Origin of the sequence: Coprococcus sp. AF16-5 (genome assembly GCF_003479365.1) — a bacterium.
Classification (GTDB): Bacteria; Bacillota; Clostridia; order Lachnospirales; family Lachnospiraceae; genus Coprococcus; species Coprococcus aceti.
The window spans coordinates 64,068-89,149 of sequence record NZ_QUGZ01000002.1; the positions used below are offsets into that span (position 1 = coordinate 64,068).

At 46.2% G+C, this 25,082-nt stretch carries 21 protein-coding genes; 2 read left to right on the forward strand and 19 right to left on the reverse strand.

The annotated features are described in order from the left end of the window. The first annotated feature begins 193 nt into the window (after positions 1 to 193). Complete coding sequence (locus DWW70_RS05220) at positions 194 to 712, forward strand: type III toxin-antitoxin system ToxN/AbiQ family toxin (protein ID WP_118649377.1); 519 nt, start codon at positions 194 to 196, stop codon at positions 710 to 712. Positions 713 to 772: 60 nt separating this feature from the next. On the opposite strand, the gene DWW70_RS15400 is transcribed toward DWW70_RS05220, so the two are convergent. From DWW70_RS15400 to DWW70_RS05245, 5 genes are all read right to left on the reverse strand, one after another. Beyond that, positions 773 to 3,427, reverse strand: a complete 2,655-nt coding sequence (locus tag DWW70_RS15400; RefSeq protein WP_118649378.1) for a bifunctional amino acid transporter/iron-containing alcohol dehydrogenase — start codon at positions 3,425 to 3,427, stop codon at positions 773 to 775. A 171-nt stretch (positions 3,428 to 3,598) separates the two neighbouring features. Next, a complete protein-coding gene (locus DWW70_RS05230) occupies positions 3,599 to 4,192 on the reverse strand; it encodes a cytidylate kinase-like family protein (protein WP_022058945.1) in 594 nt (197 codons plus the stop codon). Positions 4,193 to 4,226: 34 nt separating this feature from the next. Next, a complete protein-coding gene (locus DWW70_RS05235; RefSeq protein ID WP_022058946.1) occupies positions 4,227 to 5,444 on the reverse strand; it encodes an aspartate aminotransferase family protein in 1,218 nt (405 codons plus the stop codon). 358 nt (positions 5,445 to 5,802) lie between these two features. Continuing rightward, positions 5,803 to 6,357 (reverse strand): XRE family transcriptional regulator, encoded by a 555-nt coding sequence (locus DWW70_RS05240; protein WP_022058947.1) that lies wholly within the window; start codon positions 6,355 to 6,357, stop codon positions 5,803 to 5,805. Positions 6,358 to 6,545: 188 nt separating this feature from the next. Next, entirely contained in the window at positions 6,546 to 7,901 is a 1,356-nt protein-coding gene (locus tag DWW70_RS05245) for an aspartate aminotransferase family protein (protein ID WP_118649379.1), read from the reverse strand. A 271-nt stretch (positions 7,902 to 8,172) separates the two neighbouring features. On the opposite strand from DWW70_RS05245, the gene DWW70_RS05250 reads away from it, so the two are divergent. Then, positions 8,173 to 9,312: a PucR family transcriptional regulator gene (locus DWW70_RS05250; protein ID WP_158576513.1), complete on the forward strand. Its 1,140-nt coding sequence runs from the start codon at positions 8,173 to 8,175 to the stop codon at positions 9,310 to 9,312. Between the two features lie 19 nt (positions 9,313 to 9,331). Here the strand turns inward: DWW70_RS05250 and DWW70_RS05255 are convergent, their stop codons facing one another. The 14 genes from DWW70_RS05255 to DWW70_RS05325 all read right to left on the reverse strand — a co-directional run bounded on the left by DWW70_RS05255 (position 9,332) and on the right by DWW70_RS05325 (position 24,898). Further along, positions 9,332 to 10,024, reverse strand: coding sequence for an LrgB family protein (locus tag DWW70_RS05255; RefSeq protein ID WP_015534210.1), 693 nt, complete (start codon positions 10,022 to 10,024; stop codon positions 9,332 to 9,334). After that, positions 10,017 to 10,385: a CidA/LrgA family protein gene (locus DWW70_RS05260; RefSeq protein WP_118649381.1), complete on the reverse strand. Its 369-nt coding sequence runs from the start codon at positions 10,383 to 10,385 to the stop codon at positions 10,017 to 10,019. Before DWW70_RS05260 ends, DWW70_RS05255 begins: the two co-directional genes overlap by 8 nt. Before the next feature lie 313 nt (positions 10,386 to 10,698). Beyond that, entirely contained in the window at positions 10,699 to 11,319 is a 621-nt protein-coding gene (locus tag DWW70_RS05265) for a DUF47 domain-containing protein (RefSeq protein WP_158576514.1), read from the reverse strand. A gap of 151 nt (positions 11,320 to 11,470) precedes the next feature. Beyond that, positions 11,471 to 12,532, reverse strand: a complete 1,062-nt coding sequence (locus tag DWW70_RS05270) for an inorganic phosphate transporter (RefSeq protein ID WP_118649383.1) — start codon at positions 12,530 to 12,532, stop codon at positions 11,471 to 11,473. A 2-nt stretch (positions 12,533 to 12,534) separates the two neighbouring features. Then, a complete protein-coding gene (locus tag DWW70_RS05275; RefSeq protein WP_118649384.1) occupies positions 12,535 to 15,201 on the reverse strand; it encodes a cation-translocating P-type ATPase in 2,667 nt (888 codons plus the stop codon). Between the two features lie 327 nt (positions 15,202 to 15,528). Then, complete coding sequence (locus DWW70_RS05280; protein WP_004850656.1) at positions 15,529 to 15,876, reverse strand: P-II family nitrogen regulator; 348 nt, start codon at positions 15,874 to 15,876, stop codon at positions 15,529 to 15,531. A gap of 289 nt (positions 15,877 to 16,165) precedes the next feature. Further along, positions 16,166 to 17,410: an ammonium transporter gene (locus DWW70_RS05285; RefSeq protein ID WP_118649385.1), complete on the reverse strand. Its 1,245-nt coding sequence runs from the start codon at positions 17,408 to 17,410 to the stop codon at positions 16,166 to 16,168. Positions 17,411 to 17,677: 267 nt separating this feature from the next. Beyond that, complete coding sequence (locus DWW70_RS05290) at positions 17,678 to 18,352, reverse strand: zinc dependent phospholipase C family protein (protein WP_118649386.1); 675 nt, start codon at positions 18,350 to 18,352, stop codon at positions 17,678 to 17,680. Positions 18,353 to 18,512: 160 nt separating this feature from the next. After that, on the reverse strand, positions 18,513 to 19,454 hold the full coding sequence (locus DWW70_RS05295; RefSeq protein ID WP_118649387.1) for an EamA family transporter: 942 nt from the start codon (positions 19,452 to 19,454) through the stop codon (positions 18,513 to 18,515). Between the two features lie 439 nt (positions 19,455 to 19,893). Further along, positions 19,894 to 20,595: a response regulator gene (locus DWW70_RS05305; protein ID WP_015534217.1), complete on the reverse strand. Its 702-nt coding sequence runs from the start codon at positions 20,593 to 20,595 to the stop codon at positions 19,894 to 19,896. Beyond that, on the reverse strand, positions 20,588 to 22,564 hold the full coding sequence (locus DWW70_RS05310) for an ATP-binding protein (protein WP_118649388.1): 1,977 nt from the start codon (positions 22,562 to 22,564) through the stop codon (positions 20,588 to 20,590). The genes DWW70_RS05305 and DWW70_RS05310 overlap by 8 nt, the downstream gene beginning before the upstream one ends. A 63-nt stretch (positions 22,565 to 22,627) precedes the next feature. Continuing rightward, entirely contained in the window at positions 22,628 to 22,882 is a 255-nt protein-coding gene (locus DWW70_RS05315; RefSeq protein WP_015534219.1) for a hypothetical protein, read from the reverse strand. Between the two features lie 15 nt (positions 22,883 to 22,897). Further along, a complete protein-coding gene (locus DWW70_RS05320; RefSeq protein ID WP_015534220.1) occupies positions 22,898 to 23,545 on the reverse strand; it encodes a potassium channel family protein in 648 nt (215 codons plus the stop codon). 15 nt (positions 23,546 to 23,560) lie between these two features. Beyond that, on the reverse strand, positions 23,561 to 24,898 hold the full coding sequence (locus DWW70_RS05325; RefSeq protein WP_118649389.1) for a TrkH family potassium uptake protein: 1,338 nt from the start codon (positions 24,896 to 24,898) through the stop codon (positions 23,561 to 23,563). Positions 24,899 to 25,082: the final 184 nt, after the last annotated feature.

The following is a 25,082-nucleotide window of genomic DNA, read 5'->3' on the forward strand; positions in this document are numbered from 1 at the left end:
ATTGCATTTTTTACCATAACAAATTATTATACTTACACAACTTGACAAATGCAGGTTCTATGCTATTCTATAGTCATATGGAGAGTCCTGCCAATTATATAAGTGGACATTCAGCAGAATAGCGTCACCTTTCAGGTGAACTATAAAAAGGACTATGTACGCATAGTCCTTTTACATTTTATAAGGAGGCATATTGAAACACGAATTAAAATTATATTGGATAGATATGAAATATATCCGCAATCTACACGCCAAAGATGACAGAATATACAACTCAAGTCCACAACTAGCTAAACATACTCGACCATATATCGGAATTATAGTCACTTGTAATGGTCAAAAATATTGTATACCATTAACATCCTTCAAACCAAAACACGAAAACATGTCTGATAGGATTGATTTTTCTCGAATTATTATAAATAGCAAAATCATCGCCGCTCTCAATTTCAGCAGAATGATTCCAGTTGAAACATCCCAATTATCAAGAATAGATACCAAAATAAGAAAGCACGATACCTCTGAAATTGCCAAAAGAAAGCAACTCTACAGGCAGGAGCTCCAATGGTGTAATGAAAATTACGACAAAATAGTCAACAAAGCCAACGTTCTTTACAACAAATACATGTCCGGCGAATATTTTAAACGAAGGCATGATTGCTTAAACTTCGCAGAATTAGAAAAGATATGCAAGCACTATAATTCACAATAAAAACCGCCACAGTCGGAAACCCATCCGGCTGCAGCGGTTTGCTATCCTTTATATTACAATTTACATTGCCTTCTTATATATCTCAGCGATCTCCTCCTGTGTGAATACCACAGGGTTGTTAGCTATGCTGGCTGCTGAAACCTTCATGCAGTTCTCAGCCATCCAAGGAATATCCTTCTCCTCGATTCCGAGATCTGAAAGCTTGACATCCAGATCAAGATTCTTCAGAAGAGTTCTGATCTTCGGTGCCAGATCATCCGCCGTGATACCACCAAATATTCTGGCGATCTTCGCAAACTTGAAATGATCTCCCTTGTAGGATGCCTCGATGATAACAGGTGTCAGAGCTGCAAGTCCCTTGCCGTGAACTATATCCTTAAGTCCGCTGGCCGGATGCTCCATTCCGTGAGCCAGTGTAACTCCGGCTGTGTTGATGACCATACCGCCTATGGTGCTGGCCAGTGTTATCTTCTCCCAGCTCTCCTGGGTTCCTCTGCCCTTATATACATCCACAAGATTGTGGGCAATAAGATCAATCGCATATAGTGCAAGCGCATCTGTAAATGGCTGCGAGATCTTTGATGTGTATGCCTCCATGCAGTGACACAGTGCATCAAATCCAACTGCTGCAAGCACATGCTTTGGCATGGTCTTCATGCAATCCGGATCCACGATGGATACCTTTGCCACGATGGCATTGCATCTGAGTGACTTCTTGTCGCCATTTTCCGGATTGGTGAGAACCGCAAATCCATTTCCCTCTGAACCTGTTCCGCAGGTTGTAGGAATAAGCACAAGCGGAAGTGCCGTATCGCTGACCTTTCTGCCAAATATGTAATCGTTGATATCTCCATCATTGAGTGCCAGGAACGCTATAGCCTTTGCGCAGTCCATGATGCTTCCACCACCTATGGCAACGACCACATCACAGCCATTTGCCTTGGCAAATTCTGCACCTTCCATAGCTGTTGTAGTGAGCGGATTCTGTGCAACCTTATCAAACAGTGCAGTCTCAAGACCTGCTGCTTTCAGACTGTCATTTACCTTGTCATACAAGCCTGACTTCTTTGCACTGCTGCGGCCTGTGACGATGAGCGCTTTCTTACCATACGGCTTAGTGAGTTCACCGGTCTGGGCAACCTTTCCGGTACCAAATGCAATATTTACAGGAAGATTGTAGTTGAAGGCAATAGGCTGAACAAATTTTGTCTCATCCTCCTCAGCCATAACAAGCTCGATAGCAGCCTTGACCTCTTCCTCTCTGTTCTCTTCCTCATCTACGATCTCATCATCAATGAGGACATCGACATGTGAAGCGAATTTTTCTTTATATTTAAGCTTACATATTATGAAGAATACCACACCAAGAAGTGACCAGCCACCCGCCATAGCCCATTCCTGCCATACGAGTGCACTTCCTGAATTTGGAACTATGTACATCACAACCATAAAACCAGACATGAGGACTGCCAGTGCACCAACAATCTTATAATGCTTAACCTTATATGGTCTCTTCATATCCGGTGCCTTCTTCCTGAGTATCAGGAATGAAAGGGATACCATGCAATATGCAAGACAGCATCCAAAGTTACCTGCGTCAACTATCCATACCAGCATCTTACGGCCTGCAAGAGGAGCAAGAACTGAGAGGAAACCGATGAGGTAAAGTGCATTTACAGGTGTCTTGTGCTTCTTGTGAAGCTTTGCAAATGTCTTCGGGATCATGTATGACTCTGCCATGGAGTACATTGCACGGCTTCCTCCGATGAGGAATGAGTTCCAGCTAGTAACGATACCGCACATACCTCCTACAATAAGAACCTTCGACATAATACTGCTGTTGAACGCCTTTGCCATGGCATCCGCTGTAACAAGACCTGATCCATCCATGGATGCAGCTACCTCAGATGAATTCATGACATAACCTACACCTATGATGATAAGTGCATAGAAAAGAACCGCAAGAACAATTGAGAGTATCATGATCTTACCGATCTTCTTGAGAGGTACATTGATCTCCTCTGCAGCCTGTGGGATTACGTCGAATCCAATGAAGAAGAATGGTGTGGTAACAGCAACTCTGAGGATAGTCTTAAATATCTCCCCTGTGGAGTCTCCGTTGAACATCTGTCCGTCAAGGTTTGAGGCATCTCCTGTCACAACTGATGCAACTATGAGAAGAATACCAACACCGCCGATCACAACTGTAAGTATGGTCTGCAGAAGTGCTGCTGTCTTCGCGCCCTTTATATTGATATATGTTATAAATATCGCAACTATTATTGCAACCGCAAGCCACGATGCATAGATATCAAAACCTGCCACCGTGTACAGATATCCCTGAAGGAACTTTGGATATATATAAGTGATGATGGTTGGAAGTGCACACGCCTCGAAACATACAACACTGACATATCCAAGTACAATAGCCCATGTACATATGTAAGAACCTATCGGTCCCATAGCCTTATAGCTGAACACATGCTCGCCGCCGCACTGAGGCATGGCCGCTGTAAGCTCTGCATATGTGAGTCCAACGAAGAATACCATCACACCGCCAAGTGCAAATCCGATGGCCGCTCCTATTACTCCACCTCTCGTGATCCAGTCGCCTGAGGATACTACCCAGCCCCAGCCGATCATGGCTCCAAAGGCTATCACCAGTATGTCCCAGGCAGAAAATACTTTATCAAATTCTGATTTTTTTCCTGCCATAATATCATCCTTTCTAATACATCCAAGCACACCATCCACAGTTTGTTAAAATGTTAAAAAAATGGCGTCAGGAATCACACTTTTCGTGTTCATCTGACGCCATTGTCATTTTCTATATTCGCGATGTAGTTGGAATTGCATATATATGTTAATTCACAATTTCTTTTATGCTTAATCCTCAAATCTCAGATCTATCATCTGAAGTATGTACTTTGCAGTTTTCTCAAGGCCAAGTACACTGGAGTCTATCATCATGTCTCGCATGCTGCAGTCTCTCATATCTCCACCTGTCATGTAGTTATATCTGGAACTGAGCATCCCATCGTTGTACTTGACAAGCTCAGCCGCCTTGTCATGATCAAGCCCCTTCTTCTCCATGACATACTGTATTCTCTTTTCTGTAGGTGCATATATGAATACATTCAGACAGTCATCTCTGTCCTTGAGTATATAATTGCTGCACCGTCCTATGATGATACAGGAAGATTTCTCTGCAAATTTATTGATAACCTCAAACTGCTTATAAATAACCCTGTTTGTAAGGTTTGCATATCGCGGTCCAAAGCTTGTATCAAATTCATACTTGACTGTCTCGCCCTGATCCGCCTTCTTGACAAGATCTCTGTCAACGCCAATCTCCTCAACGACCTTATCTATCAGATCTCTGTCGTAATACTCAACTCCCAGAGATTTCGCTACCATCTTGCCAATCTCTATTCCACCGCTGCCATATTCACATCCAACGGTCACAACAAAATGTTTCATCTACATCGCTCCTTCCAGGGGCTTCGCGTTTCCCCTATTTACTTAATTCTGCCACTGCATCTGTGATGATCTCAACAGCCTTATCACACTGCTCTTCGTTCACGATAAGTGGTGGGATCATACGGATTATATGAGCTCCGATGGCTGTGATCAGAAGCTTTCTGTCAAGACATCCATGTTTTACATCCACACCGCCGATCGTATCATCAAACTCAACACCAACCAGGAGCCCCTGATGTCTTACTTCCTTTACATGTGGGATCTTCTCAAGCTTTGCTGCGAAGTAATCTCCCATCTTCTTTGCATTTCCTGCAAGATCTCTGTCAAGCAGCTCATTTACCTCTGCAAGTGCTGCTGCACATGATACAGGATGTCCACCAAATGTTGTTCCATGTGAACCAGGTGTAAATGCCTTTGCAACCTCAGCGGTTGCACATATAGCTCCAATCGGCATTCCGCCGCCGAGAGCCTTTGCCATGGACACGATATCCGGCTTGATTCCGTAATTCATGTATGACATGATATTTCCTGTTCTGCACCAGCCTGTCTGAACCTCATCTATAAGGAGAAGCATGTCATTCTCATCACAGAACTCTCTGAGTCCCTTCATGAATTCCATTGTTGCAGGATGTACACCGCCCTCGCCCTGTACAGGCTCAACCATGATCGCTATAGTGTTCTCTGTACATGCATCCTTGAATGCCTGAAGGTCGTTGTAAGGTGCATATGAGAAGCCGTATGTCATAGGACCAAATCCCACCTGGCAGCCATTTCCCGGCTGACCTGTTGCTGACATGGCGCCGAATGTTCTTCCATGGAAGCCCTGCTTTGCAGTCACGATATGGTAACGGTTTGGACCATACTTCTCAATACCATACTTACGGGCCATCTTGATCATAGCCTCATTGGCCTCTGTTCCTGAGTTCTGGAAGAATATCTTGTCCATTCCAATAGTCGTACAAACCTTCTCAGCAAGCAGTGCCTGTGGAATTGTGTAAGGATAGTTGAATGTGTGCATGATGTCACCGACCTGATCCTTGACAGCCTCAACAACCTTCTCATTGCAGTTACCTGCGCTGTTTACTGCGATTCCGGCGTAGAAATCAAGATATCCGTTGCCGTTCTCATCATATATGTACATGTCCTTTGCTGTCTCAGCGAGGAAATCGAAACGCTCATATGTCTCGATCATGTACTTGTCTACCTTGTCCTTAATGTCCTGAAATGTTAATCCTGTGTCTTTTAATTTCATAATCCTTACCTCCACTACATTTTGTAAAATCAGAAGAATCATGGTGCCGGATCGTTTTTGTCCCCAAGCATCAAAAAAGGCAAAGGAGACTGCGGACGAATGTTCGTCCAGGCTCCTTTGCCTTAAATTCTTGTTCTTTATATTTGACACACTTAAGATACCACTCAATATAATACATGTCAACACCTTTTCTTAATTTTCTTAAGATTGGCTTATTATCTGACTTTATTTGTATTACCATGCACTTCAGAACATTATTTTATTGAACATTTTGTGCATTATATTGGACAGATGATAATCTTTTACAACCACATTGTATGTACATTATTTTACACTTAATACCGCTCATATTTCCATGTTAGTGATAGTCCAGGAATACACATATACAGCTCACCTTTTCATTCCCATCGTTGCTGTACACATGAACCTTATCAGTCTCAAACCTGTATATCTGGTTCTTGCCGACCTTCTGTTTTGTATCACCTGCCTCAACAGTCAGAACACCCTCTGTAACCGACAGGTATTCTCTTGTCTTCTCACCATGGGAGCCGCTGACATATGTGCCTCCCGGCTCAATGTCTATACGGTATATCTCCACCTCATGGCTGTCCTCATACGGAAAACACGTCCACACTTTATACTGTCCCTTTGCCTCCTTGATTGGAACAAGCTCCTCTGGATTCACAAGACAGGCCTCCATCGGCGGCGGATCAATAAGTTCATGAAACTCAACTCTGAGGCCGCTGGCTATCTTGCCCATGACACCCAGAGACGGATTAGCAGTGCCCTTCTCAATCTGCGCCAGCATGCTCTTGCTGACACCCGTCTGCTCAGACAGCACATCCAGGCTCATACCTTTGGAGGTCCTCATTCTATTCAGATTCACAGCAACATTATGTGATAAATAATCCATCGTACCCCTCCCGCTCAACATTATCACAAGGCATTTCCCGCTTTCGCGGGTCCTCCTTGTGATATATTACTGAGCGGGCGCATTCCTATGCACTCCGTGCGGCGCCCGCATTATCTCAAGGCATCTCCCGCTATCGCGGGTCCTCCTTGTGATATATTATGTCGTGTATCTTCTAATTTTTCAAGCGTCTACTTAGACGCCGCCTCCACTGCTGCCTCGAAGATATCCAGGCCGGCGGCAAGCTGCTCATCTGTGATGACAAGCGGTGCAAGGAATCTTATGACATTATTGTAAGTTCCTGCGCCCTCAACCAGCAAGCCACGTTTCCAGCACTCGGTGATGACCGCAGAGGTAAGCTCAGGAGCAGGCTCCTTGGTCTTCTTATCCTTGACAAACTCTATTCCTACCATTCCACCGAGTCCTCTGACATCGCCAACGCACTCATACTTCTCCTTGAGCTCATTGTATCTTGCCACAACCTTCTCACCAATCTCACATGAACGTCCTGCAAGATCATCTCTCTCCATGATCTCGATAGTCTTGAGGGCTGCTGCACAGGCAAGCGGATTTCCACAGTATGTACCGCCTATTGTTCCAGGAGCGACAGCCTCCATGATCTCTGATCTTGCGATGATGGCTGACAGCGGAACACCTGCTGCTATAGACTTGGCTGTTGCTATGATATCAGGCTGTACGCCTGACTCCTGCCAATATACACTGGCAAATATTCTTCCTGTTCTGCAGAAACCGCTCTGTACCTCATCCGCAATAAGAAGGATTCCATGGTCATCACAGAGCTTTCTGACAGCCTTTACCCACTCGATAGGTGCAGGTATGAAACCACCCTCGCCCTGAAGAGGTTCAACAACAACTGCCGCAATGGTATCTGCCGCTGCGCACTGTTCAAATACATCTGTGAGCGAATTCATATAGTAATCAAGAGCTGCCTCCTGTGGCATTCCCTCAGGATTCCTGTAGTAATATGGGAACTGTGCCCTGAACACTCCATTTGCAAGCTCACCCATCCCCTTTGCATAAGCCTTCTTGGATGTCATGGCCATTGTGTAATGTGTTCTGCCGTGGAAAGCTCCCGAAAATACGATGATATTTGGTCTCTTTGTAAAGCTCTTTGCAACCTTTACAGCATTCTCATCAGCTTCAGCACCACTGTTTGCGAAGAACACCTTCTTCTCGTCGCCCTTTACTGGTGCAATGGACGCAAGCTTCTCAGCGAGTGCCACATATCCCTCATGGGTTACCACATTGAACATGCCGTGGAAATATTTGTCAGCCTGTGTCTTGACAGCCTCAACGACCTCCGGCTGTGAGAATCCGATATTCAGGACTCCGACACCACCTATCCAGTCTAGGAACTTGTTGCCATCCACATCCTGTATCATGGCACCCTCACCCTTGTCTATAACAACCGGATACGCACACCTAATGGCAGATGGCACTGCCTTCTCTCTTCTCTTTATTACCTCCGCTGCCTTTGGTCCCGGCAGTGTCTCTGTGATTATCTCTGGTAAATCTGTTCTAAGCATAATTTTGTCCTCCTTTATTTTTTCAACCAGCAGCCTGTGCACCAGGGTCAGGCTTCCTTTCTGAAACACCGGCTGTCTTTTTTACTCTGCATATAGAATCGCACAACCGTAGGTGTTATGCCATATTCCCCAGGCACAAAATATTAGAACGCATTTGTGCTCATAGCACATTTTCCACCATTGACACAGGTCTGATATGCAGTAATAATAATATATAATGTGCTTTTCGCAAGACTATATATGTGCGCGTAATACAGGAGGGAACACTGACATGGCCATTTTTCTGAGAGATTTGTACTATGATACCAAACGAAAATACAACCTTAACCTGATATCCGGTGGAAAGGGAATGGAGAACATCGTAAGCTGGGTATACATATCAGAGGATATATCCACATCCACATTCTTGAACGGAGGGGAACTCATCATCACAACCGGCGTGACCTCCGGTGAACGCGAGGACTGGCTCAGGGCATTTATCAAAGAGCTCATAAAGAGGGGAACCTGCGGACTCATTCTGAATACCGGCAGATATATATTTGAGGAGGACATAACCGATGAGATCGTCAGACTGTGCTACCGCTATTCATTTCCTCTTTTTACCATGCCATGGGATACAAGGATATTCGATATCACCCACGACTACTACAACAGGATATTTGAAGACTCCAGGGATGATGGCAACATGACCGCAGCATTCCAGAATATCCTCATGGGGAATTCCCTGACCGACGAGCAGACTGACACAATAAAAGGCTCCGGATTCAACAATGGCTGCTACAACGTTCTGTCCATCGATACAGAAGCAACAGATGAGTTCATGTATATCCTGCAGAAGGTCTGCAACAATACAGATCTTGTCTTCCATGCATTTGTATATGATGGCAATCCGACAGTTATCCTGAGATGCCCTTCCTCTGGATCCATCGCAGACAAATGCAGTGACATCGCAGAGGCTCTGGCGGCAAGATTCCCGGACCGCAGCATACATATGGGTTCCGGAAGCCCGGTTCTGTCCCTGACAGAACTCCCCTTGAGTTACCGCCGTGCAGTTTCTGCAAGGGAATTTACCGCAGACAACATATATTGTGATTACAACAGTCTCGGATTCCTGCGTATTCTTCTGGAAGTTAATGATGCCCAGCTCATACACTCATTTATCGCAGAGCAGCTCGGTGGTGTCATAGAGTACGACAAAAACCATCACTCAGCTCTGACGGACACTCTGTACGAATATCTTAAGTGCAGCGGCAGTGTTCAGCACATCTCTGAGAAAATGTTCTGCCACAGGAATACGATAAATTACAGGCTCCGGATAATAAAAGAAGAGCTGGAATATGATCTCTCCAATGCGGAGGTCAGATTCCAGCTCATGGCTGCATATAAGCTCAGAGAGATACGAAAAGTATAACTCTCTCCAATTATATCCATTACATAAAATGTGCATACACCGATGCAAGTATAACCGTAAGTATTCCCGTAACTGCAATCGACAGACTGCTCATGGCTCCCTCAACCTCGCCGATCTCCATAGCCTTGGCAGTTCCGATGGCATGGGCTGATGATCCCAGGGCAAGTCCCTTTGATATAGGTTCTTTAATACGGAATATCTTGAACACGATCTCTCCGATTATATTGCCGATCACTCCGGTCACAACTATGACTGCAACCGTGATGGTCACATATCCGCCAAGCTCTTCCGAGACACCCATTCCGATAGCTGTGGTTATGGACTTCGGAAGAAGTGTCACATAATCTTTATGGGAAAGTCCCATGACCTTGCACAACACAAGGACTGTAGTCAGACTCGTTATAACTCCGGCAACTATACCGCCGAGCACAGCCTTATAATTGTGCTTTAAAAGCTCCCACTGCTCATAGAGTGGGATTGCAAGACACACTGTAGCCGGTGTGAGGAACCAACTCAGATACTTTGCGCCTTCATTGTACACATCGTAATCCACATCAGCCACAACCAGCACCACTATAGTCACTATGATGGACACCAACAGTGGGTTAAGTATAGCTATCTTAAGTTTCTTTTTAAGTACACTTCCAAACATATATGCCAGAAGGCTTATAGTCACCCCTGCAAATATGGACGATTCAAACATATCACTCATTTTCAGTCTCCTTCTTCCTGTCTCTCCTTATTATAAGCTGTGATACCCAGCCTGAAGCAAGCATGACCGTTATGACGACAACCACCGTTATGACGCTGACTGGCACAAGCACAGGCTTAAGCGTTCCCCACGACGACATAAGGCCCACACCAGCTGGTATGAACATGACCGGCATGATCTCTATGAGAAACTTGCCCACACTCTTCACATCGTCCAGCTTGAGGATCTTGGTCTGTAGGCAGATAAACATGATAACCATACCATATATACTCGCCGGAATCGGTAGTGGAACTATGTACTTAAGTATCTCACCGATAAAGGATATGGCGAGGATTATAAGAAACTGCTTCAAATATTTCATCTTTTTTGTCTTCCTTCTATATATTTATCATACACATATGGAGCAACGATTCACAACCTTGGTATACATGCCTGTATACAACCTCCACATATCGAGCCTTTTTCATAAAAAAGGAGGTTCGATACACAGATATAGTTACTCTGTATATTCAAACCACCCTTTAACCCTTTGATTATTATATTCTCACTTTGATTTTATTCAATAGAATATTCTGCTTTTTCTAATTTTTGATAAATATAACAAATTTTTTATTACAATCCTAGAATTTTTCGTAAATGTTTCTATCCGCTATTATACTTGCAATAATCTCATCCTACGAATTTTTCATGATCACTGTGTTCACAATATCCGCCGCGTGCTCGCACACATCCATACAGTTCTCTATGCAGGCATATATGTTTTTCCACACGACCACAGTCCTAAGGTCACTCTCACCGTACAGTCTGTGCATATTCTCCACATACAATCTGTCTCCCTGCTCCTCAAGATCATTTACCCTGATTATGCTCTGCTCAATGGTCTTTGAACTCTTGAATCTCTTCAATTCTCCGATCACATCCTGCAGTGCCTTGATGCACTCGAGGAGCAGTTCTACCATCTGGGGTACATCCTCTCTGATAGTATCCACATTGCACATATAAATCTGCAGGAACACATCCTCAACAGCATCGGTAATATCATCCAGATAGTTAGACAAGGCAACCAGATCCTCCCGTTCAATCAGTGTTATGAACGCCTGACTGAGCACAGTCATCATCTTATGTTTCTTGCCATCGGCCTTCTGCTCAAGCTCATGCATACGATCAAGATTTTCCTTGATGGTGTCCACCGAAAAATCCACGACTACGTTCTTCAGAAACTCCGCAGCCTGATACGAGATCTCCACACATGTATTCAGATTTTTAAAATAAAACTCGTCCTTTTTCTTCTTCATAGTTTTTCTCCTTATAATCAAAACTCTATATTCGTAGGTGATTGAAAAACTCATAAGCTGTAATAGTGTAAGTGATTTTTGCATTACCAAATCAGGGGAATACGCAGCCGCCGGTCCTTAGGTGGCGCCTGCATTTTCAACCACCTACAAACTACCCCAGCCACACGATCAGCAGCTTTGCCATGCCATATCCTATGACACCGCAGCCAGGAAATGTGAGCACCCAGGCGAGCACCATATCACGCACCACCTTGAGGTTGATCGCAGATGCCCTCTTCTCAGCACCCACGCCCATGATGGCTGTCGTCTTCACATGGGTGGTGCTGACCGGGATTCCGCATACCGTCGAGAGCAGGATACAGAGTGCCGCCGACAGATCAGCCGCAAATCCCTGATATTTCTCAAGTTTTACCATATCCATTCCAACAGACTTGATGATTTTCTTTCCTCCAATCGATGTTCCAAGTCCCATGACAACCGAACAAAGTATCATCATCCATATTGGTATCGTTACATTTTCTGCACTGCTCTGTCCATTTACGAGAAACAGCCCAAGCAGGAGAACTCCCAGGAACTTCTGGCCATCCTGGGCTCCGTGCATGAATGCCACCGCCGCCGAGCCGGCCACCTGTGCTTTTGAGAAGAAAGCATTTGTCTTTCTTCTGTCAAAGCGGTAACAGATAACCGTGAGCAGCTTGCACACCACAAATCCGACTGCGAATCCGAGAACGGTTGACAGCACAAGACCATATATTACTTTTATCCACTCTGAAGGATTTACACCGTCCAGTCCTCCCTGAAGTGCTATGGCTGCGCCCGTAAGTCCGGCTATCAGGGCATGGCTCTCACTTGTCGGTATGCCGAATGCCCATGCACCGATTGCCCATATTACGATCGCCGTCATTGCCGCACACAGAGCGATCATCGCCGAGTCTGTGTCACCTCCAAAATTCACCATGTTCTTGATAGTCATGGCTACCTTTGAATTGACAAGCGACATGATAAGCACCCCAAGGAAATTGCAGGCAGCCGCCATAATTATCGCCTTATCCACATCTATGCATCTGGTAGACACACACGTCGCTATGGCATTTGGTGCATCCGTCCATCCATTTACCAGAATTACTCCAAGTGTCAGCAGAACGGCGATCAAAAGCGCCGGATGGCTCACAACCTGCTCTGCAAAATATGAAAATGTAATATTCTCCAGCATGTCTATCTCCTCTTGTCCTGTATGGCCTTAATGATCTGTATTATCGCAGTTGGTGCAAATGCAAGTCCCGCTATCTTCAGCACATCCGCCGCTCCAAGACTTACCACGCTGAACAGACTGTGAAGTCCCGGTATGAACAGGACCGCAGCCAGAAATGCCACTCCGGCTAAAAATGCATATACGCTGTATTTATTTGATCTAAATCCAAGCTTAAACATCGACTCCTCACTTCTGCAGTTAAAACCGTGGAACAGTCTGGCGAGTGTCAGTGTTGCAAATGCCATGGTAGTGGCTTTTGCCGGACTCACCGGCAGGCCAAGATGGAATGCTGTCATGGTCGCTATAGCGATGAGAAGGCCCTCCGAGAGCATCTTTGCCATAAAGTCAGATGTCAGTATTCCCTTCTTAGGATCCCTCGGTTTTTCTGAGAGCAGCGATGGATCAGCCGGCTCCATTCCTATCGCGAGCGCAGGAAGAGAATCTGTGAGCAGGTTGATGAACAACAGATGTACAGGTGCAAACGGAACAGGCAGGGCCGCTATCGAGGTATAAAGCACCGCCAGTATTCCAGCTGTGTTTCCTGACAGCAGGAACAGTATCGCATTCTTTATGTTCCTGTATACATTTCGTCCATTTGACACCGCCTTGATGATGGTTGCAAAGTTGTCATCTGAGAGTATCATAGCCGCCGCATCCTTGGACACCTCCGTGCCGGTTATTCCCATGGCAACACCTATGTCTGCCTTCTTGAGTGCAGGGGCATCATTGACACCATCGCCTGTCATGGCTACTATATTGCCGTTCTTCTGCCATGCATCGACTATCCTTATCTTATTCTCCGGTGACACCCTGGCATATACAGATATCTTTGTTATGTCACGTGCAAGCTCCTCATCAGACAGAGCGTCAAGCTCCTCTCCCGTGAGTGCCATGTCCCCATCTTCGTATATTCCGATCTGCTTCGCTATGGCAACCGCTGTGATCTTGTGGTCTCCGGTTATCATGACCGGCTTTATGCCCGCACGCCTTGCATCGGCAACCGCTGCCATAGACTCCGGGCGTGGCGGATCCACCATGGACACAAGTCCAAGGAATGTAAATCCATACTCAGTATCAACTCCCAGTACCTCATCACTTTCCTTATATGCAAATGACAGTACACGGAGGCCATTCTCTGAGAATGCCTTGTTCTGAGCCTTGATCTTCGCTTTTTCTTCATCTGTCATAGGCTTTACGCCATCGCTGTATCTCACGCTCACGCATCTGTCAAGCAGCACATCCACAGCACCCTTGGTGAGTATGGTCGGAACCCCATGAAGCAGATACTTTGTACTCATAAGCTTTCTGTCCGAGTCGAACGGAACCTCCTCCATTCTGTCCATGCAGTCCCTGAGTACATCCTCCTTCAGACTCCATTTTACAGTCTCCGCAGGAACAGAGATACCTGTACCATCCGTCTCCATGCCTGGCATCATGTGGACCTGACGGAACATCTCAAGCAATGCATATTCCGTCGGATCTCCTATTCCTTTTCCATCCACTATGCTGGAATCATTGGTGAGAACCGCATCATATAGCAGATATCTGTGGAGCTGGTTATGGGAATCAAGCTCCTCCGGCTTGTAAAGTTTTCCATCCAGATATATCTCCTGCACGGTCATCTTGTTCTGTGTAAGTGTTCCGGTCTTGTCTGAGCAGATGACTGACACGCATCCAAGGCTTTCAACCGCCTTGAGGTTCTTGATGATCGCATTCTCCTTCGCCATCTTCTGGGTGCCAAATGCCTGCACGATGGTAACTATCGAACCAAGAGCCTCAGGTATAGCTGCAACTGCAAGGGCGACTGCGAACATCATGGAATCAAGCACCGCCATCTTCCTGTATATACAGAGGACAAATACCAGCGCGCACACGATCATGATGAATGCCGCAAGCCTTGCACTGAACTTGTCAAGGCTCTCCTGAAGCGGAGTCTTTCTTTCCTTTGCCGCATTCATAAGTCCTGCGATCTTACCGAGCTCCGTATCCATTCCTGTTCCGGTCACAAGCACCTCTGCTCGTCCGTATGTAACAAGACTTCCTGAATACACCATATTTGTCCTGTCTGCAAGAGGCACGGAACCTTCTATTATTGCATCATTCTTTTCCACATTTGTAGATTCTCCGGTGAGTGAACTCTCATTTACCTGGAGTGAGAAGTTCCTGAGTATCCTTCCATCGGCAACTATCATATCGCCCGCCTCGAGCAGCACGATATCACCCGGAACTATCTCGCGGGACGGAAGCTCCTGCTTCACACCATCTCTCATAACTTTTGCATTTGGGGATGAAAGCTGTTTCAAACTGTCAAGCGAACGCTCAGCTTTCACATGCTGCACCGTTCCAAGCACAGCATTCATGACGAGTACCGCCAAGATTACTATGGTACTCTCGATATTGTCAGAAAACATAGAAATGACCGCTGCTATGATCAGTATGATCACCAGCAGGTCACAAAACTGGCTGAGGAACACCTGTAATGTGCTCTTTCTCTTGCCTTCCTGGAGAACATTTTCTCCCTTTTCACTGCGGATCTCCTCTGCCCGCTCCGTCGACAGTCCGCGGCTGTCTGTCCTGAATTCTTTTAGTAATTCATCACCGGAACAGTTCCAAAAATTTTTCTCTGTCATACACACCAGACTCCTTTTCTTCTTAATCTCTGTAAACAGGTTGTGTGTGTCATGCAAAGAAAAAGGAACGAGACCTTCATTGCATGATAAACACACAATAAAAGTCTCGTTCCTTTCAAGTTCTATATACACTACTATATATACTCCGAAAGCGTGCGTCCCGGTTCCCTGCACAGGTATGTCCCAGCCAGAAAACGTGATGACGAGATCGCACAACATCTTATAACCGATGTGAACTACTCCCTGATATTTCCGACATAATAACACGGGAACCCTTTGATTGTCAAAGGATTCCCGACTAGTATTTGGTAAAGAATTTATAAACTTTTAATTCAGCGCATCATATCCGCTCTCCTTTGTACGGATCTTAGTTGCAGTACGGATCTCGTAGCTGAATATCTTGCCGTCTCCAACCTCGCCTGTATATGCCGCCTTCTGGATAGCCTCGATGGTCTTCTTCTCCCATTCCTCAGATGACACAACTATCTCAAACTTGATCTTCGGCTGCATCACCACATCTACCTCAGTACCACGGACAAGCTTCTTATATCCTCTCTGTGCTCCGCATCCCATAACCTGAGACACTGTAATTCCATTTACATCTATAGCGTTCAGTGCTTCCTTGACGTCCTCAAAGACCTCCTCGCGCACGATAGCCTCAACCTTTATCATCATATCAGATCTCTCCTTCCTTATTCTAAAATCTATCTATACCAATAAACATGCAATTCGAACCTCATAACATATACCTAGTTGAGATTGTTTAGCACTACCAACTCAGGGATATACGAAGGCGCCGGTCCTTAGGTAATCTTCGATTACCTGCAACAGCCAACTCTCCCGCTATGCGGGTCCCTCTCTATTGCATATACCGCTGCAGCCTGAGTTAAGCGGAAGCGCTCCCTGATTGGTATTCTAAATCAGTTCAACAATCTATACATATCTGGTTCGCAATTGCATCTTCCTACGAATCAAGTCCATTGAATGTTGGATATGCACTCTCACCGTGCTCTGAGATATCCAGACCTACCTTCTCTTCTCTGTCTGTTACACGGAGTGGTGTGAAGAGTCTCACGATCCCAAGACAGATAAGTGTTCCGACTATGGCTACCGCGATTGTTACAACGATACCTAAAAGCTGCACCAGGAACAGATGTACATCGCCAAATACCAGACCATCCCAACGGGCTACACTGTTGATCGAGCTCTTTGCAAATAAACCTGTTGCGATACCTCCCCAGATACCTCCGATACCATGACATCCAAATGCATCAAGTGCATCGTCTATCTTCAGCTTACCCTTCAGGAATGAGATTGTAAAGCAGCAGATCGGGCTGACAAGTGCACCGATGATGAATGATGACCAGATCGGTACGAATCCTGCACCAGGTGTTATAGCCACAAGACCAACTACAAGACCTGTTGATGCACCGACCAGAGTAGGCTTTCCGTCCTTTATAACATCTATTATCATCCATGAGAGCATTGCGCTGGCACTGGCAATCGCTGTTGTCATAAATGCATGTGCTGCAAGACCATTTGCGCCGAGGGCACTTCCGGCATTGAAACCGAACCATCCAAACCAAAGAATGAATGCACCGAGTGCGACAAATGGAATGTTGTGAACTCTGTATGCTGTGTTCTCGTATCCCTTTCTTCTTCCAAGGATGATAGAGAATACAAGGGCGCTCACACCTGAGCTTATATGCACTACATTTCCTCCCGCGAAATCAACTGATCCGATCTCTCCGAGGAAACCACCCTGGCCCCATACCATGTGAGCCATTGGGTAATAAACGATGATCGACCAGAGCATGATGAAGAAGAACAACGCCTTGAACTTCACACGTCCGACCAGTGAGCCGGTGATAAGCGCCGGTGTGATCATGGCGAACATCATCTGAAATGCAACGTATACAAGGTGAGGTATATTGTCCGCATAAGGACCAGCCTCATCCATCTTTATCCCGTTAAGTGCAAACCACTTGAGATCTCCTATAACACCTCCGTGGTTCGTGCCAAATGAGAGCGAGTAACCGAACAGCACCCACATGACAACTGAAAGTCCCATGATGGCTGTACATGCCATGATGGTATTTACAACATTTTTCCTCCTGACGAGGCCTCCGTAGAAGAATGCAAGTCCGGGTGTCATGAAGAACACCAGAGCCGCACAGATCATAATAAAACCAGTATCTCCCGTATTCATAGTTTCTTCCTCCTTAACCTTTATTCACCCGAAGGATGCGATATCTCATTCTCCCGGTACTACATACGCGAAAAGGCGCCAAACGAATCTTTTCGATTCATTTGACGCCTTTGTCGTGATTTATAATAGCAGACTTCAGAAAATAATGCAAGAGGTAATTTTAAATTGTTTTTCTCAAGCTGTTTTGTTGTTTTTATGAAGTTTCTTAACCAAGTCTTTGTTGTCGGCTCAATTTCGATATACTGGACTTTTTTACGGCGTGCTATCCTACGCCACCCCTGTAGACTCCATTCCAATCTTGCCAGCTGCTGCCATACTTGCATTTGCCGTAACCGGCATATGTTCCTTACATGCAATTGCAACATCACGCATGGATGGCACTGACACACTCTCTGTCTGCCAGAACCGCTCTGTAACCACGGATATTGCATGTGTGATATGTCTGTAATCATTCTCGCATCCCAGAGCCTCACTGACATATCTGTAATGAATTTCCTCAAGATATTCAACTATATCTATTCCATCATCAATACTATCTAAATTTACATTATCGGATGATATCATCTGATTCACATAGTCATGCAGCTCTGTCTCGTATTGGCAGTGTTCTCTAAGATTCCCAGAAAATATACTGTTGTGCGGATATGTGAATGAATCCGCCACATAGTGAACAAGCTTTCCGAGAAGAAAGCTCTGTCTGACAGTTCCCATTCCGCCTTTCTCAAGTTTCTTTGTAAGTTTTTCCATATACTTCATGACATTTTCGTAATTGTGTCCTCTAAGTTTCTCCTCGTCACGGATGCTGCCCCTGAAATAAGTCAGCATATTGATATCCGGCTCTATGCTGCCAAATATGAACGCCGCCTTCTGCAGCTTAGATGCGCCGGCATCCATGTGATCCATAATATATCTGCTCAGATTCATATGGTCTGCTGTTCTCATATTTAACGCCTCCTGCCTGTTCTGCCATCAAGCACAGCTTGATAAGCTTCTCATGTACAAATGTATCCTCTATATCTTTTTCGTTGTATATAGTGTAAACGATAGATATAAAATCCACAGGAAGAAACTATAAATACTTTCTAAATAGACCGTAAAATATTCAGAAATTCATGGCAATTAAGAGAGTTCCAGCAGTGATGCATACCACGCCAACAGCCGCTTTCTTGGTCAGCTTTTCGTGGAACACGATTCCTGAAAATGCAATGGTGATGAGCATGCTCAGCTTGTCTATCGGTACTACCACGCTTGCCGGTCCGTCCTGAAGTGCCCTGTAATAACACAGCCAGGATGCTCCCGTGGCTATTCCGGAGAGCGCAATAAACAGCAGCTCCTTCTTCTCTATGCCCTTTATCTCATGCTGTTTTCCTGACACAAACACCATAAGCCAAGCCATGACAAGAACCACCGTTGTCCTGATCGCCGTGCCCAGATTTGAGTTGATATCCGATATCCCTACCTTGCCGAGTATCGCTGTCAAACTGGCAAAGACAGCTGAGAGCACCGCGTACAGCAGCCAGCTGCCATGCAAAAGTCCCATTCCCCGCTGTTTCTGTGCCACACTGCCACCGTCTGTTGACATATATTCGACATCTTTCCCTGACATCTCCTGATCATCTGCAGTTTTCTTTTTGGTGATCATAAGCATGGTGCCCACACCTATCATAACTATTGAGATACCCTTAACCCAGGTGATCCCCTCATGTAGGAATATGAGGGCAAGCAGAATCGTGAGCACGGTGCTTGATTTGTCTATGGGAACGACCTTGTTGATATCCCCTTTCTGCAGCGCCCTGAAATAACACAGCCAGGATGCTCCAGTTGCAAGGCCGGAGAGGATCAGAAAGAGAAGTGTCTTACCGCTGATATGTGTGTCTGCAGTCCAGGCTCCTGTGACAAGAACCATCAGCCAAGCAAACAGCAGAACCACAACTGTCCTTATAGCCGTCGCCACATCAGAATCCGTCTTTCTTATACCGCATTTTGCAAGTATCGCCGTGATCCCCGCAAATGACGAAGAACTCACTGCAAATAATATCCACATTTTACGCGCCTCCCATTTATATGTGACCGTAAGCCATACTTACATTTATCATTTTGTATCATCTTTACTATAGGGTAACACTATTTTGGCTCCAAATCCATCCTTGCGGCAACCCCGCTCAAAGCCGCATAAAAGGCAGGCTCACATAAGGACACTTTCAAAAAGTGACCGATTGAGAGCAGCACAACGCCACAGAGATTTAAAACTCTGTGGCGTTGTGCTTTTTTATAGCTAACAGGAAAATGATTAGAAAAAATTTTGATCTTTGATTAAGGTTTCGGACGGCAAATTGGCACAGGCTGTGTTTTATACTCCCCAAAGCAAAGCCAAGCACCATACCGCAGGCGATAATGAGTCCGTACCAAGCGATATTCAGCCCTTCAATTCCGAAAAGATTTTCTATTGCATATCGGTTCAAATCCTTGTTCCCTCGCTTTTCTCAGTCTACCCGCAGCATACGGTAACCGACGCCGATATGCGTCTGAATGTATTGCGGACTGTCCTTTTGCGACTCCAGCTTTTTGCGCAGGGTCGCCATAAACACCCGCAGAGAAGCAATATCTTTTTCCCAGCTGCTGCCCCAAATCTGCTGCGTGATATAGGTGTGCGTCAGCACCTTTCCGACATTATGAGAGAGCAGACACAAAAGCTTGTATTCAATCGGGGTCAGGTGTAATTCCTCCCCATTTAGATAAGCGCAGCCGGCAGCATAATCAATTTTAAGCTTGCCGTTTTGGAAAACGGGTGAGTCGGCGTCGCCGCTTGCCTGAAGCAGCAGCAGCCGTCTTTGCGTGACCCGAAGGCGTGCCAAAAGCTCCTCTATGGAAAAGGGCTTTGTCAGATAGTCGTCCGCCCCGGCATCCAGCGCCGTGATTTTGTCTTTATCCTCGCTGCGCGCACTGATCACAATAATGGGCATATTTGACCATGAGCGGATGCTTTCGATCACCTGTGTGCCGTCGATATCCGGCAGCCCCAGATCCAGCAGAACGATATCCGGGTTATGGGAGGTCGCTTCTATAATAGCGCTGTGTCCGTTCTCCGCGGTCAGGTAGCGGTAATCGTGCGCCTTTAATGTTGTTACGATCAGATTGCGGACGGGACGGTCGTCCTCCACAACGAGAACAAGGGGTTTATTCATTCAGAGTCACCTCGCTGAGCGGTAAAGTAAAGGTAAATATGCAGCCGTGCGGTACGTTATCCGTAAGCGTCAGCGTTCCGCCGTGCAGCTCTACGATAGATTTACACAGGGTAAGCCCGATCCCGAAGCTTCTGCGGCTGTCTGCGACGGTATTTTTTCCGGTGTAAAACATCTCAAAAATATGCGGCTTCATATCGTCTGCAATTCCGTTTCCGTTATCGGTAACTCGGATCACGGCATCCCCACCCTGTTTTTCGGCACTTACGCAGATCTCGGAGCCTTGTTCGGTATATTTCAAAGCATTATCAATAAGGTTGACAATGACCTGCACGATAAGATGTGCGTCCATACGGGCAAGGATCAAATCGTCGCACCTTACCGTCACCTTGTGTCCGACGGATTTTTTCTTCAAGTGCGAAACGGCTTCGTTGACCACTTCGTCTACAAGCTGGTCGGTAAGCTCCAGCTTCAGGCGTCCGTCATTCAGCCGTGTAACATACAGCAGATTTTCCACCACGCCGATCAGCCATTCGGAATCGTCATAAATATCTTTATAGATCTGCTGCTTGGTTGCTTCGTCCAGGCAGTTTCCGTTATGCAAAAGCGTGTCCGCATTACCCGAAACGGAGCAAAGCGGCGTGCGCAGATCGTGTGAGATCGACCGCAAAAGGTCGGCGCGCAGCTGCTCGCTTTTTGCAAGATCTGCCGCCCGTTCCTTTTCGGCGGCGTTGTGAGCATTATCCATTGCCAGCGCACATTCGTTCACAACCGACAGTACGATGCTGCTCTCAAATGAATCGGGTCTTTCGGGTTTCATCGGTATCCCGATTACACCGTATACTCTGCCGCCTGCACGGATCGCAAGATAAAGACATTCGGATTTTCCAAACTGTGCTGTCGCTGCTCCTGCACGGCAATCGTTTTGAAGCACCCATTCTGCGGTCTGCCGCTCTGCATCGCTTAGCAGCTTTTCAGCGTGTGTATCCTTTTTTTCGGCATACAGCCGCCCGGACAACATTCCGTTTTCGCCTTTCGTATAGGCAACAATACTGCGGTCAAGCAGCCGCGAGAGCTGCATACAGGTCACGCTTAAAACATCATCGTTGCTTTTTGCTTTTTGCAGCAGACGATCAGTGTCGAACAGCACCTGCACACGGAACGCGGAGCGAGCCGAGAGCCTTGCATGATCTTTCAGCTTCGAGGCAAGCGTGCCGGTGAGAACGGAAGACGCCAGCATGACTGCAAAGGTAACGGGATAGCCTACGGCATATGTCTGAAAGGACAACCTGGGTTCGGTAAGGAAAAATCCGAACAATACAACACTTAGAAGTGAGCCTGCCATACTGCAAAGGTATCCTTTGGTCAAAACGGAGATCATCAGCACACCTAGGATGTATACCGTAACGATATTGGTATCGGGAAAGTCGAGATGGTCGAACAGAAACCCGATCGCCGTACATACGGCAAGCGCCAGGACGGTCACGGCAATATCCCGCAGCGACGGTATCTCTGCACCTAAGAACAGACGGCGTCTGTGCGGCTTTGTGTAGTTCAGTGCATCGGGAATAATATGAATGTCAACATCGGGGGCGGAGGAGATCAGCTTTTCAGTGAGAGTCGGTCTTCCGAACAGCCATCTGCGTCTGGCACTGCTTTGCCCGATCACAATTTTTGTGACATCGGAAAGCCTGACATATTCCGAGATCTGCAGCGGTACATCCTCGCCGTGCGTCATAACGATCTCGGCGCCGAGCCTTTGCGCGAGCTGTATGTTCTGCGAAAGTCGGGACTGATCCTCATCATTTATGACCGTATCCGTCTGCACATAGATGGCGGTAAATCTTGCATGAATGGTCTTAGCCATCTTTGCGGCGGTGTGTATGATCCTTGCATTGGATGGCGAAGAGGATAGGCAGACAAGAATATGCTCGTCTGTATCGAATTTTGACTGTTCGTTTTGTACTTTCATCGGTTTCACCGCCATTTTTATTTTATTATTATACAGTAAAACTGTAAAAAAATCTACCGCAGTCTAAAAATCATTCTTCTGCCCATCGGAAAGAATAATATCGACATTTCCGTGCGTTTCACGAAAACGGCGGATCTCACATAATATTTCACTTTCGGACAGCCCCTGCGGCAGCAGAATTTCGGAAGGCTCACGGGATTCGTTTTCCTTTAACAATGCTTTTCTGTTTTCTTCAAGAAATCGATCCAGCCTGCTCATAAGATAAAATCCGAAAGCAAATATGCCAAGCAGGCTGACGATCAGCAATAGTTCAGCCATCCTCACTCACCTCTGTTAAATGCGAAAACACTTTTGCAGTTCTTTGTAAGCACCGAGAACCAAAAGAGTGGTCTTGTTCGTAAGAACGGTTTCCGGTGAAACTGCCATATTGATTTTTCCGTTCTCCTTGGTCGCCATGATATTGATGCTGTATTTTCTGCGGATATCCAGCTCTCCGACGGTTTTTCCGATCCACCCCTCCGGAACCTCTACCTCAAAAATGGCATGAGCCTCATCGACCTCGATGTAATCCCGTATGTGATCGGCGGTGTACCGAATAGCAGCCCAATTTGCTACCTGTTTTTCTGGGTAAACGACCTCGTCCGCTCCGTTACGCAGAAGAAATTTCTCCTGCACATCACGCTCGGCACGGGATACAACTAATTTTGCGCCGAGTTCTTTCAGCAAAGAAGTGGTTTCCAGCGAATTTTGAAAATTTCCTCCTATGGTGACTATGCACACATCAAAGTTTCCGATTCCGAGCGACTTTAAAAATTCCGTGTTTGTGCTGTCACCTATCTGTGCGTTAGTAACGATCGGCAGAATTTTATTGACCCTTTCTTCGTTGCTGTCTACCGCCATCACCTCATGCCCGAGCTTATTCAGCTGCAAAGCGATATGCCTACCGAATCTGCCGAGACCTATCAACAATATGTTTTTCATAATATAGTAACTCCTTTATCCGACTGTGATATTTTCGAGCGGCAGCTTTGCACCGCTCTGATTTTTATTGGAGATCGCCGCGTAAATCAGGGTAAGTCCGCCGACTCTGCCAAGATACATCAAGACGATCAAAATAAGCTGAGAAAGAACACCGAGCTGCGGTGTGATCCCAAGGGTAAGCCCGACCGTTCCGACAGCGGACGCCGTTTCGTAAAGGCAGGTGCTAAGCGGCAGACCTTCTGCCGCGCTGATAACAATGCCGCCGACAAAAAACAGCAGGAAATACATTACGGCAACGGCTGCGGCGTTTTTCACTGCCGAACCGTCAATGCGCCTGCCGCAGACTTCGACATCGTCCTTTTTGCAACAGACGGAGAATGCACTCAGAATCAGAACGGCAAGCGTGGTCGTTTTCATACCGCCTGCCGTGGAGCCGGGCGATCCGCCGACGAGCATCAGCAGAATCATAATTGCCTTGGAGGAACCGGTCATAGCGGGAAGATCGGCGGTATTGAAACCGGCGGTTCTCGGTGTGACAGACTGAAAAAGCGACGCAAGAATCCTTTCGGCGAGCGGCAGCCCCGTAAAATCACAGAAGAAAAAGAATACTGCGGGAGCGATAATGAGGATTGCCGTTGTTACCAATATGACCTTACTTTGCATACGGTATTTTTTGAAATGCCACTTGTTTGTGCAAATATCGTCCCAGGTCAAAAATCCAATACCGCCCACAATAATTAAAAGCATAATTGCAATGTTTATTGTAGGCTCTCCGATGTATCCCGTAAGAGACGGGTATTTGTTTTCTGCGGTGCCGAGTATGTCAAAGCCGGCGTTGCAAAAGGCGGAAATCGAATGAAATGCCGCCATCCAAATTCCCTTGATACCGAAGTTTCCGCAAAATGTCGGCAGCATGACGATCATTCCGATAAGCTCGATCAAAAAAGTTCCCCGTACAATAAAGCGGGTCAGGCGGACGATCCCGCCGACCTTCGGGGCAGAGATGGCGTCCTGCATGGTACTGCGCTGCATCAGCGATATTTTTCTGCCAGACAGCATGGCGAAAAATGCCGCAACTGTCACAACACCGAGCCCGCCTATCTGGATCATCAGCAGTATTACCGTCTGCCCGAAAGCGGACCAATAACTGCCCGTATCCTGCACGACCAGCCCCGTAACGCAAACGGCCGAGGTCGATGTGAACAGCGCCTCGTGAAACGGCGTAACAACTCCGGCAGTCGATGAAAACGGCAGCATCAATATCAGTGCTCCGATCAGAATAACCCCGGCAAAGCCCAAAACGATCAGCTTAAAGGATGACAGTCGCTTTTTTCTATGTGTAATTTCAGACATATATACTTCTCCTGTTTTTGTTTGTTTATAAAGAGTATATTATGAAATATAAAAAAACGGTGTAATGATCCGGTGTGCTGTATTAAGATTGCATTAAGATGCTCATTCTTTGAAAAAACAGTGCAGAGTATAGCAAACGCCGAAGGTGCTATATCCATTCTGACAGAACGCGGCATCATATCAT

Excerpts from the sequence above, each read along its gene's own strand:
- DWW70_RS05255 (WP_015534210.1), bottom strand. The coding sequence starts at position 10,024 with ATGAGTGATATGTTTGAATCGTCCATATTTGCAGGGGTGACTATAAGC.
- DWW70_RS05320 (WP_015534220.1), bottom strand. The coding sequence starts at position 23,545 with ATGAAAAACATATTGTTGATAGGTCTCGGCAGATTCGGTAGGCATATC.
- DWW70_RS05260 (WP_118649381.1), bottom strand. The coding sequence starts at position 10,385 with ATGAAATATTTGAAGCAGTTTCTTATAATCCTCGCCATATCCTTTATC.
- DWW70_RS05240 (WP_022058947.1), bottom strand. The coding sequence starts at position 6,357 with ATGGATTATTTATCACATAATGTTGCTGTGAATCTGAATAGAATGAGG.
- DWW70_RS05315 (WP_015534219.1), bottom strand. The coding sequence starts at position 22,882 with ATGGCTGAACTATTGCTGATCGTCAGCCTGCTTGGCATATTTGCTTTC.
- DWW70_RS05235 (WP_022058946.1), bottom strand. The coding sequence starts at position 5,444 with ATGAAATTAAAAGACACAGGATTAACATTTCAGGACATTAAGGACAAG.
- DWW70_RS05295 (WP_118649387.1), bottom strand. The coding sequence starts at position 19,454 with ATGTGGATATTATTTGCAGTGAGTTCTTCGTCATTTGCGGGGATCACG.
- DWW70_RS15400 (WP_118649378.1), bottom strand. The coding sequence starts at position 3,427 with ATGGCAGGAAAAAAATCAGAATTTGATAAAGTATTTTCTGCCTGGGAC.
- DWW70_RS05275 (WP_118649384.1), bottom strand. The coding sequence starts at position 15,201 with ATGACAGAGAAAAATTTTTGGAACTGTTCCGGTGATGAATTACTAAAA.
- DWW70_RS05245 (WP_118649379.1), bottom strand. The coding sequence starts at position 7,901 with ATGCTTAGAACAGATTTACCAGAGATAATCACAGAGACACTGCCGGGA.
- DWW70_RS05250 (WP_158576513.1), top strand. The coding sequence starts at position 8,173 with ATGGCCATTTTTCTGAGAGATTTGTACTATGATACCAAACGAAAATAC.
- DWW70_RS05265 (WP_158576514.1), bottom strand. The coding sequence starts at position 11,319 with ATGAAGAAGAAAAAGGACGAGTTTTATTTTAAAAATCTGAATACATGT.
- DWW70_RS05305 (WP_015534217.1), bottom strand. The coding sequence starts at position 20,595 with ATGAATAAACCCCTTGTTCTCGTTGTGGAGGACGACCGTCCCGTCCGC.
- DWW70_RS05310 (WP_118649388.1), bottom strand. The coding sequence starts at position 22,564 with ATGAAAGTACAAAACGAACAGTCAAAATTCGATACAGACGAGCATATT.
- DWW70_RS05285 (WP_118649385.1), bottom strand. The coding sequence starts at position 17,410 with ATGAATACGGGAGATACTGGTTTTATTATGATCTGTGCGGCTCTGGTG.
- DWW70_RS05290 (WP_118649386.1), bottom strand. The coding sequence starts at position 18,352 with ATGAGAACAGCAGACCATATGAATCTGAGCAGATATATTATGGATCAC.
- DWW70_RS05270 (WP_118649383.1), bottom strand. The coding sequence starts at position 12,532 with ATGCTGGAGAATATTACATTTTCATATTTTGCAGAGCAGGTTGTGAGC.
- DWW70_RS05280 (WP_004850656.1), bottom strand. The coding sequence starts at position 15,876 with ATGATGATAAAGGTTGAGGCTATCGTGCGCGAGGAGGTCTTTGAGGAC.
- DWW70_RS05325 (WP_118649389.1), bottom strand. The coding sequence starts at position 24,898 with ATGTCTGAAATTACACATAGAAAAAAGCGACTGTCATCCTTTAAGCTG.
- DWW70_RS05230 (WP_022058945.1), bottom strand. The coding sequence starts at position 4,192 with ATGAAACATTTTGTTGTGACCGTTGGATGTGAATATGGCAGCGGTGGA.